Here is an 11,475-nt window from a genome sequence, read left to right on the forward strand (position 1 = left end):
GTAATAAATCAACAATATAATAACGTAATAATCTGATTGGCACCCTGCTGCCGGGACGGTATTCGCGCGCGTTATTCTCACCTTACCCGACCTGCTGCAGGCTGTTCCAGTCCTCTGTATCACACAGATAACCGGTTTGCGGAGCCATCCGCATCGTTTCTCATTGCCTGAATAAATTGGCTACTCTTTGTTCAGGTTCAGATTGGACAGGTGGTGGAAAATCTATGAGTTCATCTTATGCAGAAGAAGTGAGCCTCGAAGAAAACCATTGGTATCGCATCGTTCATGAACTGCTGGAAAAAGCGGATATCGAAATTAATGGTTCACGTCCCTGGGATATTCATATTAATCATCCTGGTTTTTTTAAACGTGTTCTGCAGGAGGGCTCTCTTGGGCTCGGTGAGAGCTATATGGATGGATGGTGGGAGTGTGACCGACTGGATATTTTCTTCCATCAGGTACTTAAACATAAACTCGATCAGCAGCTGCCTCATCACTTCAAAGATACGCTGCGCATTGCCGCCGCACGCTTAACCAATCTGCAGTCAAAAAAACGGGCGTGGATTGTCGGTAAAGAGCATTACGACCTGGGCAACGACCTCTTTTCACTGATGCTCGATCCCTATATGCAATACTCCTGTGGCTACTGGAAAGAGGCGACGACACTGGCGACGGCGCAGGAAGCCAAGCTGGATATGATCTGCCGTAAATTAGCGCTGGAACCTGGAATGTCACTTCTGGATATCGGCTGTGGCTGGGGCGGACTCGCGGAATTTGCCGCACGTCATTATGGCGTTAAAGTGCATGGCGTGACGATTTCCGCCGAACAACAGAAACTGGCGCAGCAGCGCTGTAGCGGATTAGACGTCACGATTCTGTTGCAGGATTATCGCGACCTGAATGAGCAGTTTGATCGTATTGTGTCGGTGGGTATGTTTGAACATGTCGGACCGAAAAATTACGCGACCTATTTTGACGTGGTCGATCGTAATTTAAAGCCTGACGGTATTTTCCTGCTTCACACCATCGGCGCAATCAAAACTGATATGAGTGTCGATCCCTGGATCGATAAATATATCTTCCCCAACGGCTGCCTGCCTTCGGTGCGCCATGTGGCCGATGCCAGCGAGCCCCATTTTATTCTGGAAGACTGGCACAATTTCGGCGCAGATTACGACAAAACACTGATGGCCTGGCATGAACGCTTTTTGCAGGCCTGGCCAGAGCTGGCCGATAAATATGGCGAACGCTTTAAGCGTATGTTCTCCTATTATCTGAATGCCTGTGCCGGTGCCTTCCGGGCGCGTGATATTCAGCTGTGGCAGATCGTGTTCAGTCGCGGCGTTGAGGGGGGATTACGGGTGGCGCGGTAGGGGTTAAAAAGCGGGCAATTAAGAAAGCGCTACCTCGGCCAAAGACTTTAAAAGAGTGGCCTGTTTTGCTTTAAAAGGGAGCATTGCCCAAGGAACAGGGTCAGATCGGAAAGTCGCAAAACCTGTCATCCCTGACACGCCCGGCCAACGCGATTACGCACCTCATCCTGAGGTGCGCCCGTTGCCGGGCCAACGCGTTGCGTTGTTCAAAAACGCTCCTGACGTTTTTGTCCATGGCGTGGGACGCTTTCCTCTTCTGACCCGGCGCCCTGCGCTTTTATAATGCTGACAGAGTAAAACCGATTGGGCTGTCTGCGGTGCTTACGCGCCTTTTATTAACTCTCTGTCGTTGACTGGCGGGTCAGCATGCTCATCGCCGCCGCGGCATCGCGCTGTGCTAACACCCGCTCAACGGTCTCCACGATTGCCTGCGTGTGCGGATCGATTTCAATATTCACCCGGTCGCCAAAGGTCTTCGCCCCCAGCGTGGTTCGCTCCAGCGTTTCCGGGATCAGATAGACGCAGAACTTAGTCTTAGTCACATCGCCTACCGTCAGGCTGATACCGTCGATGCCGACAAACCCTTTATGCAGAATATATTTCATCTGCGCCGCATCCTGGATTTTAAACCAGACTTCGCGGTTATGTTCTGACTGGATAATCTTGCAGATTTCAGCGGTGGTCATAATATGACCAGACATCAGATGGCCGCCTATTTCATCGCTGAATTTCGCTGCACGCTCAATATTGACCACATCGCCCTGACGTAGATCGCCAAGGTTAGTCACCCGCAATGTCTCTTTAATTAAATCAAAACTGACGCGGTCGCCTTCAATTGCCGTTACGGTTAAACAGCAACCGTTATGGGCTACGGATGCGCCCAGCGCCAGACCCGGTAAAAGCTCTTCCGGCAGGCGGACAGTGTGGGTACGAAACAGTTCTTTCTCTTCAATGGACACGATTTCTGCGGTGCCCTGCACAATACCGGTAAACATAGTCTTTGCCTCTGCGAAGTTTACGCTAGTTTATCACAGCTCAGGTCGGCTGTTAGATTTCAGCCTGCACCGCCGCTTTATAGCGGAGCAAACCGCATTGTGTGACAAAGATTGGCGAATTCTGTTACGCCAGTTACACTAGCTCGCGAAATTCCCCGGGCTTCCTGCCCCTTTTAATTCATTCAATAAGTCAGGTGTTAACGTGCAGAAGTATTTAACAGAAGCGCGTCAATTGCTGGCCCTTGCGATTCCGGTCATCCTTGCTCAGGTGGCTCAAACCGCAATGGGATTTGTGGATACCATTATGGCCGGCGCAGTCAGCGCCACGGATATGGCCGCCGTTGCTGTCGGCACCTCTGTCTGGCTACCGGCCATCCTGTTTGGTCATGGTCTTCTGCTTGCATTGACGCCCACCGTTGCGCAACTCAATGGTTCTGGCCGCCGCGAACGCATCGGTGAACAGATCCGCCAGGGATACTGGCTCGCCTTTTTCGTCTCCCTGCTGATTATGGTGCTGTTGTGGCATGCCGGTTATCTTATCCGGGCGATGCATGACATTGATCCAGTGCTGGCGCTGAAGGCAGAAGGCTATCTGCATGCCCTGCTGTTCGGCGCGCCTGGCTACCTCTTCTTCCAGGTGCTCCGCAATCAATGCGAGGGGCTGTCGAAAACCAAACCCGGCATGGTGCTGGGCTTTTTAGGCCTGATGTTCAACATCCCGCTTAACTATGTCTTTATCTATGGCCACTTCGGCATGCCAGCCCTGGGCGGTGTCGGCTGCGGCGTGGCGACCGCCTCGGTCTACTGGGTGATGTTTATCTGCATGCGCTTCTGGGTGCGCCGGATGGGTAGCATGCGCGATATCCGTATGGAGAGCCGCTGGTCACCCCCTTCCCGTCCGATTCTGAGCCGCCTGATGACGCTGGGATTGCCGGTGGCGCTGGCACTCTTCTTTGAGGTCACGCTGTTCGCCGTTGTCGCCCTGCTGGTTTCGCCACTGGGCATCGTTAACGTGGCCGGTCACCAGATTGCGCTCAATTTCAGTTCACTGATGTTCGTATTGCCGCTGTCGCTGGGTGTCGCGACCACCATCCGCGTCGGTTATCGTCTGGGCCAGGGCTCCATCGAGCAGGCACGGGTCGCGGCCTGGACCGCACAGGGTGTAGGCATCAGCATGGCGGCGCTAACCGCCATTTTTACCGTGACGTTCCGTCATCAGATTGCCCTGCTCTATAACGACAACCCTGAAGTGGTGACGCTGGCGGCACAGCTGATGCTGCTGGCGGCAATTTATCAGTTCTCAGACTCGATACAGGTGATTGGCAGCGGGATCCTGCGCGGCTATAAAGATACGCGGTCGATTTTCTTTATTACCTTTATCGCTTACTGGCTGCTGGGGCTGCCCGCCGGTTATCTGCTGGCGCTGACCGACTGGGTGGTGCCGCGCATGGGACCTGCGGGCTTCTGGTGCGGCTTTATTATCGGCCTGACCTCGGCTGCGGTGATGATGATCTGGCGCATCAGACGGTTACAGCAATCACCGGCGGAGATTATCCTGACGCGTGCAGCGCGATAACGTTCGAGGCGGGTCATTCATGGCTCGCAATGACGAAAAAAACGACGGTTAGCACAGTTGCTGTGCAGTCATGGCGAAAAAACTATTTTCCCCTTGCCAGCCTCACACGCTGCCGTTAATATTCGTCCCCGCTGTCGCCCTGACAGCATGTTGCGCTCTTAGCTCAGTTGGTTAGAGCACCACCTTGACATGGTGGGGGTCGATGGTTCGAGTCCATTAGAGCGCACCAAGTGCGTCCGTAGCTCAGTTGGTTAGAGCACCACCTTGACATGGTGGGGGTCGGTGGTTCGAGTCCACTCGGACGCACCAATATTCAGTATGCGCTCTTAGCTCAGTTGGTTAGAGCACCACCTTGACATGGTGGGGGTCGATGGTTCGAGTCCATTAGAGCGCACCACTTTCAGAATTCCTTCAGCTTGCGCAACTCCACTTTTATTGATCTGCATCGCTTCCCCCTTCTGCTTTTTGATTGGTTTTCGCATACTTAGCGTCTATACTGTCCCGCGTTGCTTACTTGAAAGGTTTCAGCGATCACGTGCTTACTGCGATAACTCAAATGATTTGCGCAACAACAGCGTGGTGGTTACCAACCGTAACCGCACAACTTCCCTGCACGCCTGGCCTTCGTCACCTATTCTTACTCAGTACTGCCCATTTCAGTCTCAATCAGAAATTTCACTTCGATGCGCTGCCATCGGATTCCGCCCTTATTCATCCATCACAACTTACAGAAAATCCGTCATGAAAAAGACTAAAATCGTTTGTACAATCGGCCCGAAAACCGAATCCGAAGAGATGCTGACTCAGCTGCTTGAAGCTGGCATGAATGTTATGCGTCTTAACTTCTCTCACGGCGACTACGCTGAGCATGGCCAACGCATCACCAACATGCGTGCCGTTATGCAAAAAACCGGCCGTCAGGCCGCTATTCTGCTGGATACCAAAGGCCCTGAAATCCGCACCATGAAACTGGAAGGCGGCAACGATGCGGCTCTGAAAGCCGGTCAGACCTTTACCTTTACTACAGACCAGAGCGTGATTGGCAACAGCGAGCGCGTTGCGGTGACCTACCCGGGTTTTACTGCTGACCTGAAAATCGGCAACACGGTGCTGGTCGATGATGGCCTGATTGGTATGGAAGTGACCGAAGTCACTGAAAATACCGTGGTGTGTAAAGTCCTGAACAATGGCGATCTGGGCGAAAACAAAGGCGTTAACCTGCCAGGCGTCTCTATCCAGCTGCCAGCACTGGCCGAAAAAGATAAACGCGACCTGATTTTTGGTTGTGAGCAGGGCGTAGACTTTGTCGCCGCCTCTTTCATCCGTAAACGTTCAGACGTGCTGGAAATTCGCGAGCACCTGAAACAGAACGGCGGCGAGCATATCCAGATCATCTCCAAAATCGAAAACCAGGAAGGCCTGAACAACTTCGACGAAATCCTCGAAGCGTCAGACGGCATCATGGTTGCGCGTGGCGATCTGGGCGTTGAGATCCCGGTTGAAGAAGTGATCTTCGCGCAGAAGATGATGATCAAAAAATGTAATAAAGCACGCAAAGTGGTTATCACGGCTACCCAGATGCTCGATTCCATGATCAAGAACCCGCGCCCTACCCGCGCAGAAGCCGGTGACGTGGCGAACGCCATTCTTGACGGTACCGATGCTGTCATGCTGTCAGGTGAGAGCGCCAAAGGCCGTTATCCGCTGGAGTCGGTCACCATCATGGCGACCATCTGTGAGCGTACCGATCGCGTGATGAAGTCCCGCATCGACAGCCAGAGTGATAACCGCAAAATGCGTATCACAGAAGCCGTCTGCCGTGGTGCTGTAGAGACCGCTGAGAAGCTGGAAGCGCCACTGATTGTGGTTGCTACCGAAGGGGGTAAATCTGCTAAAGCCGTGCGTAAATACTTCCCGAACGCAACCATCCTGGCGTTGACCACCAATCCGATGACTGCCCGTCAGCTGATCCTGAGCAAAGGGATTGAGACACGTCTGGTGACTGAGATCGCTTCAACCGACGATTTCTATCGTCTGGGTAAAGAAGCGGCGCTGGAAAGTGGCTACGGCCAGAAAGGCGATGTCGTGGTGCTGGTGTCAGGTGCATTAGTACCAAGCGGAACTACCAACACCGCTTCTGTACACGTTCTGTAAAACTCTCTCAGACCATTATTTTGAAGCGCCTTTATCGGGCGCTTTTTTTTATTTCTACTTAAACCAAATGTCAGAAAATTCCAATCGAAAATAACTATTCAAATACTCTTAATATTAAGGTTAATCCGATTAAATCTCTCTGTTTTCGCTAAATTTTTTTATCATATTCTGTGATTCGCTGCTTCTTTGAGCGAACGATCAAATTTAAGCATCTTCTCATCAAAAATTTATTCTCAACTTAAAAAGCTTTGTGTAATACTTGTAACGCTACATGGAGATTAACTCAATCTAGAGGGTATAAATAATGAATCGTACTAAACTGGTACTGGGCGCGGTAGTTCTGGCTTCAACTATGCTGGCTGGTTGCTCAAGCAACGCTAAAATCGACCAGCTGTCTTCAGACGTTCAGACTCTGAACGCTAAAGTTGACCAGCTGAGCAACGACGTGAACGCAGTGCGTTCAGACGTTCAGGCTGCTAAAGATGACGCAGCACGCGCTAACCAGCGTCTGGACAACCAGGCTCACTCTTACCGTAAGTAAGAGTTCTGGTTTAAAAATGGCGCCTTTATGGCGCCATTTTTTTTGCTCCGAATTCAGTGCCCTTCACAGGCGCTTATCCGGTCAGGGCTGAACCGCGTTGCCCTCAGCCTGTGTCACCGGGCTATTAGCCCCCACAGATGCGCTCTCCAGCCCCGCAGGCGGCACGGTATCACTCTGCACCGGCTCCCCACTGCTGACCAGCACAGGCATGCCTGAGCGTCGCGCTAAGCTGGCTTTAATCAGCGCACTATCACTCTTCTCACTTTTCATAAACTGCTTCACTCCGGCAGTGAGTGCAATCGGCATGGTCTGCGGATCGTCTTTGTCGTTGCGTGACAGCGGCTGATGCACTTCCACGTAGCGTTTCCCATCCGGCTCTACAGCATATTTCACCGGCTGATTGATGATCTGTACCCGCGTCCCTTTCGGGGCTGAGTTAAACAGCGCTTCGATATCTTCTGAACGCAGACGGATACAGCCTGAACTGACGCGCATGCCGATGCCGAATTTCGCATTAGTGCCATGGATCAGATACTGGCCGGTGCCGCGCGCCAGACGCATGGCAAACTGCCCCATCGGGTTATCCGGTCCGGCGGGGACCACGCCAGGCAGCGTAATGCCCTCTTTAGCGTAGCGTTTGCGGATGTTCGCCGTGGGCGTCCAGGTGGGATTAGGGATCTTCTGGCTGATCTGCGTCACCATCACTGGTGTGGCCGCACCCAGCTGGCCAATGCCGATGGGATAGACAATGACCTTATCCTCCCCTTTGGGATAGTAATAGAGACGAAGCTCGGCCAGATTCACCACAATCCCTTCGCGCGGCGTATCGGGCAGGATCATCTGCAGTGGCACCGTCAGCTGGGTGCCCGCTTTGGGCAGCCAGGGATCGGTACCGGGATTGGCCTCCAGCATGCTCAGCAGGCCGACCTGGTAGCGCGCCGCAATCGCTTCCAGAGGTTGTTTATTGTCAGGAACCTGAGTCAGGACGTTTTCGCCAATCAGGCGACTGTCAGGTGGTGGCAGCGGATATTCGGTGGCGAACGCGGGTGCAGAGAGCCCAAAGCAGGTCAGCAGCAATGCACCGGCTAAACGTAAAGCAGGTTTCATGCAATTTTCTCGTCAGATAAAAAAACAGACGCCGGATGGCGTCTGTGGAGTGTAACTTAGCTGAGGTTCTGAGCGGTATGGCGAATAGACCGAATCATCGCCTCCAGCCCCTGCGACCGGGTGGGCGTCAGGTGCTGCATCAGTGCCAGTTCGCCAAACCAGTGGCGCACATCCAGCGCCAGGATATCGGCGGGCGGCAGGTTCTGATAGAGGCTAAATACGATAGCAATCAAACCTTTAACAATAGCGGCATCGCTGTCGCCTTCAAACGCAATGGAACCATCCGCCTGCGGGGTCATTCTGATCCACACCTGACTCTGACAACCCGAAATCACGTTCTCCGGCTGGTGCAAGGTTTCAGAAGATTCCGGAAGCTTTGAACCCAGCTCAATAATGTAGAGGTACTTCTCTTCCCAGTTAGCGCAACGGTTGAAGTTGCGAACCAGTTTCTCTTTTTCAGGCAAATTCGCCATCAGTGACTCCGTTAAAACTGTTCAGCCGCCCAGCAGACGATGAATGCGCGTCAAACCGGCAGCCAGACGATCCACTTCCTCTTCACTGTTATAGAACGTGAAGGAGGCACGGCACATCGCCGGTACATTGTAATGCTGCATCAGCGGCATCGCGCAGTGATGTCCGGTGCGGATGGCAATGCCATATTGATCCAGGAAGCTGCCAACATCGTAGGCGTGGTGTTTACCGAGATTGAAGGCGATAACGCCAGCTCGTGACTGCGGACCGTAGATCTGGATATCCGGAACGGTGCCCAGCTTATCGAGCGCATAGTTCATCAGTGCCGTCTCGCGCTGATGAATCGTATCCAGTCCCAGCGCCTGCACATAGGCCATCGCCGCACCGAAGCCGATAATACCGCCGGTGTTCGGCGTACCCGCTTCAAAGCGCCACGGCGCACTGTTCCAGGTGGTGCCGGTGGGCAGTATGACGCGCTCAATCATTGAACCGCCCCCTTCCCATGGTGGCATCTCATCCAGCAGCGCTTTGCGGCCGTAGAGGATACCCACGCCGTTCGGTCCATAGAGTTTATGGCTGGAGAAGGCGTAGAAGTCGCAGCCAATATCCTGCACATCAACCTTGTCATGCATCACCGCCTGGGCACCATCCACCAGCGTTACCACGCCAGCGGCTTTTGCCTGAGCAACGATCGTCTTAACCGGATTAACCGTGCCGAGCACGTTTGAAACATGCGTCACCGCCAGCAACCGCGTACGGCTGTCGATCAGCCCCGCCAGTTGCTCCAGGGCCAGCTCACCGTTGTCATTTAATGGCAGGACGCGCACTTCTGCGCCGGTGCGCTGGGCCAGCATCTGCCATGGAACGATATTGGCGTGATGCTCCATCTCAGTGATGATCAGGTTATCGCCAGCCTGGAGGTTACTGCTGCCCCAGGTGTTCGCCACCAGATTGATGCCTTCGGTGGTGCCTTTGACGAAGACAATCTCTTCCTGTGACTGCGCATTGATAAAACGGGCAGCCTGATCGCGCACGTTCTCCATGTCGCTGGTCGCCTGCTGGCTCAGCGTATGGATACCACGATGCACGGCCGCATAGCCGTGCTGATAGAAATGACTCTCGGCGTTAATCACCGAGAGTGGACGCTGTGCGCTGGCCGCACTGTCAAGATAGGCCAGCGGATGACCGTTGACCTCACGCTTCAGGATAGGAAAATCAGCCCTGACGCGTTCGAGATCGAAGTTCATCATATGTCGCCTCCGGGAAAACGTTGCGCGATACGCTGCAGCACGGCCTGACGCATCACCTCATTTTCCAGTGTTTCGGTCAGTTCTGCGGCAAACGCATGAATAATCATGGTCTGTGCAGCATCCTGCTCAATACCGCGCGAACGCAGGTAGAACATCTGCTCATCATCAATACGACCGATGGTGGCACCGTGGCTGCACTTGACGTCATCCGCATAAATTTCCAGCTGCGGTTTGGTATCGACTTCTGAGAGCTTGCCCAGCAACAGGTTGTTGTTGGTCATCTGCCCGTCGGTCTTCAGCGCATGCTGTGCCACTTTAATGTGGCCGTTAAACACCGCACGGCCTTTGTCACGCACGATGGTTTTATGCATCTGGCGGCTGACGCAGTAGCCCTTGTTGTGCTCCAGGTAAGTACGGGTATCCGCCACTTCCTGTTTCACCGGCAGCACCAGGCTGTTGATAGCCAGCGTGGTGTTTTCGCCGTTCAGCTGGGTACTGGTGTTGTGACGCGACAGCCCGGCACCCAGCAGGAAGCTGGTGCTGCTGACCTGGCCATCATTGCCAATGACCAGATCGTTATGCGCAAAGTGATAGCTGGCGCTGCTTTCAAAGGCCAGCTTCGTGTGCGTCAGTTTTGCATTGTCGCCTACCGCAAAGGTAAAGCGCGTGCCGGTGAAATGGGCGCGCTCATCCAGTGAAACGTAGTGCTCAATCACTTCCGCTTCGGCACTCTCTTCCAGCTGCAGGTGATGACGATAGTGAACCGTGTTCATACCCGTCTGCTGACCGCTGGTGATGTGCAGCAGATAGACCGGACGCGCAGCGGATTTACCGCGTGCCAGACGCAGGGTCGTCACCTCTTCTGCCAGACTTTCTGTCAGATGCAGGAAGACTTCAGGCTGAACCGCAGCAGGCAGCGGACGGCGCTCGGCGGCCACGCTGTGCTGAACCTCAAACAGTTCGCAGTCGCGACTGCTGAAGGCTGGCTGGAACTGACCGTCAACATAGACCAGACGGATCGCATCCAGCGGCAGCGCCAGTGCATCAACCTGTTCAGCGCTCAGGGTCTGCGGCGCGTCAGGCAGTACAAACTGCTGTGACAGTAAGGTGTCCAGCGGCGTGTACTTCCAGTTTTCGTGCTTGCGGGTTGGCAGGCCAACGCGCATCAGTTGCTGCCAGTGCTGCTGTGCCTGCAGAGAACGCACGTCGCCACGCGACTCAAACAGGTGATGCCACTGTCGCAGCACAGAATCACTCTTCGTCGGTAAGCCAGCCATAACCTTGCTCCTCCAGCTGTTTCACCAGCGAGAAGTCGCCAGATTTCACGATTTTGCCCTGATACAGAACATGAACGAAGTCTGGCTTGATGTAATCCAGAATACGCTGGTAGTGGGTCACGATGATAAAGGCACGCTTCTCGTCGCGCAGGCTGTTTACGCCATTCGCCACGATTTTCAGCGCATCGATATCCAGGCCTGAGTCGGTCTCATCCAGGATGCAGAGTTCTGGCTCCAGTGCCGCCATCTGCAGGATGTCGTTACGCTTCTTCTCACCGCCGGAGAAGCCAACGTTGACTGAGCGGGTCAGCAGATCTGCCGGCATCTTCAGCAGCTCAATTTTCTCTTCAATGAAGTCCTGGAAATCGAAGCGATCCAGCTCTTCCTGCTGACGATATTTGCGTACCGCATTGACCGAGGTCTGTAAAAAGAACTGGTTGCTGACGCCCGGAATTTCTACCGGATACTGGAATGCCATAAAGATGCCTTCACCGGCGCGCTCTTCAGGGGCCAGTTCCAGCAGATCTTTACCTTTGAAGCTGACCGAACCGCCGGTTACTTCATAATCTTCACGGCCTGCCAGCGTCGCTGACAGGGTGCTTTTACCTGAGCCGTTCGGGCCCATGATGGCATGCACTTCGCCGGGTTTAATTTCTAGATTCAGGCCACGCAGAATGGCTTTATCTTCAACACTGACCTGCAAATCTTTAATGCTTAACATACTTATTCCT

10 protein-coding genes and 3 tRNA genes are annotated in these 11,475 nt (G+C 53.7%); 7 read left to right on the top strand and 6 right to left on the bottom strand.

Going from position 1 to position 11,475, the window contains the following annotated elements; translation table 11 throughout:
- Positions 1-224: 224 nt before the first annotated feature.
- Complete coding sequence (gene cfa, locus ACVKSX_RS04385) at positions 225-1,373, top strand: cyclopropane fatty acyl phospholipid synthase (RefSeq protein ID WP_010245604.1); 1,149 nt, start codon at positions 225-227, stop codon at positions 1,371-1,373.
- Positions 1,374-1,708: 335 nt separating this feature from the next.
- Here cfa and ACVKSX_RS04390 read toward each other — a convergent pair whose 3' ends face one another.
- Positions 1,709-2,368 carry a riboflavin synthase subunit alpha gene (locus tag ACVKSX_RS04390; RefSeq protein WP_354438420.1) on the bottom strand — a complete coding sequence of 220 codons (660 nt, stop codon included), beginning with the start codon at positions 2,366-2,368 and terminating at the stop codon, positions 1,709-1,711.
- Positions 2,369-2,570: 202 nt separating this feature from the next.
- Between ACVKSX_RS04390 and ACVKSX_RS04395 the strand changes: the two genes are divergently transcribed.
- From ACVKSX_RS04395 to ACVKSX_RS04420, 6 genes are all read left to right on the top strand, one after another.
- Positions 2,571-3,944: an MATE family efflux transporter gene (locus ACVKSX_RS04395; RefSeq protein WP_167429776.1), complete on the top strand. Its 1,374-nt coding sequence runs from the start codon at positions 2,571-2,573 to the stop codon at positions 3,942-3,944.
- A 152-nt stretch (positions 3,945-4,096) separates the two neighbouring features.
- Positions 4,097-4,173 (top strand) — tRNA-Val (locus ACVKSX_RS04400).
- 3 nt (positions 4,174-4,176) lie between these two features.
- Positions 4,177-4,253 (top strand) — tRNA-Val (locus tag ACVKSX_RS04405).
- Positions 4,254-4,264: 11 nt separating this feature from the next.
- Positions 4,265-4,341, top strand: a tRNA-Val gene (locus ACVKSX_RS04410).
- Positions 4,342-4,685: 344 nt separating this feature from the next.
- The gene (gene pykF / locus ACVKSX_RS04415) at positions 4,686-6,098 is read left to right on the top strand and encodes a pyruvate kinase PykF (protein WP_010245613.1); all 1,413 of its coding nucleotides are present in this window, start codon (positions 4,686-4,688) and stop codon (positions 6,096-6,098) included.
- Between the two features lie 304 nt (positions 6,099-6,402).
- The gene (locus ACVKSX_RS04420) at positions 6,403-6,639 is read left to right on the top strand and encodes a major outer membrane lipoprotein (protein WP_003853216.1); all 237 of its coding nucleotides are present in this window, start codon (positions 6,403-6,405) and stop codon (positions 6,637-6,639) included.
- Positions 6,640-6,720: 81 nt separating this feature from the next.
- Here the strand turns inward: ACVKSX_RS04420 and ACVKSX_RS04425 are convergent, their stop codons facing one another.
- Genes ACVKSX_RS04425 through sufC form a run of 5 tightly spaced genes read right to left on the bottom strand, consistent with a single transcriptional unit; the run spans position 6,721 to position 11,465 of the window.
- Positions 6,721-7,746, bottom strand: coding sequence for a L,D-transpeptidase family protein (locus ACVKSX_RS04425; protein WP_354438421.1), 1,026 nt, complete (start codon positions 7,744-7,746; stop codon positions 6,721-6,723).
- Between the two features lie 56 nt (positions 7,747-7,802).
- Positions 7,803-8,219, bottom strand: a complete 417-nt coding sequence (gene sufE, locus ACVKSX_RS04430; RefSeq protein ID WP_010245623.1) for a cysteine desulfuration protein SufE — start codon at positions 8,217-8,219, stop codon at positions 7,803-7,805.
- Positions 8,220-8,240: 21 nt separating this feature from the next.
- Positions 8,241-9,464, bottom strand: coding sequence for a cysteine desulfurase SufS (sufS, locus tag ACVKSX_RS04435; RefSeq protein WP_320503503.1), 1,224 nt, complete (start codon positions 9,462-9,464; stop codon positions 8,241-8,243).
- Entirely contained in the window at positions 9,464-10,744 is a 1,281-nt protein-coding gene (gene sufD / locus ACVKSX_RS04440) for a Fe-S cluster assembly protein SufD (protein WP_354438422.1), read from the bottom strand. Before sufD ends, sufS begins: the two co-directional genes overlap by 1 nt.
- On the bottom strand, positions 10,719-11,465 hold the full coding sequence (sufC, locus tag ACVKSX_RS04445; protein ID WP_010245631.1) for a Fe-S cluster assembly ATPase SufC: 747 nt from the start codon (positions 11,463-11,465) through the stop codon (positions 10,719-10,721). The genes sufD and sufC overlap by 26 nt, the downstream gene beginning before the upstream one ends.
- Between the last annotated feature and the right edge of the window lie 10 nt (positions 11,466-11,475).

Source organism: Pantoea sp. PvP021, assembly GCF_054056055.1.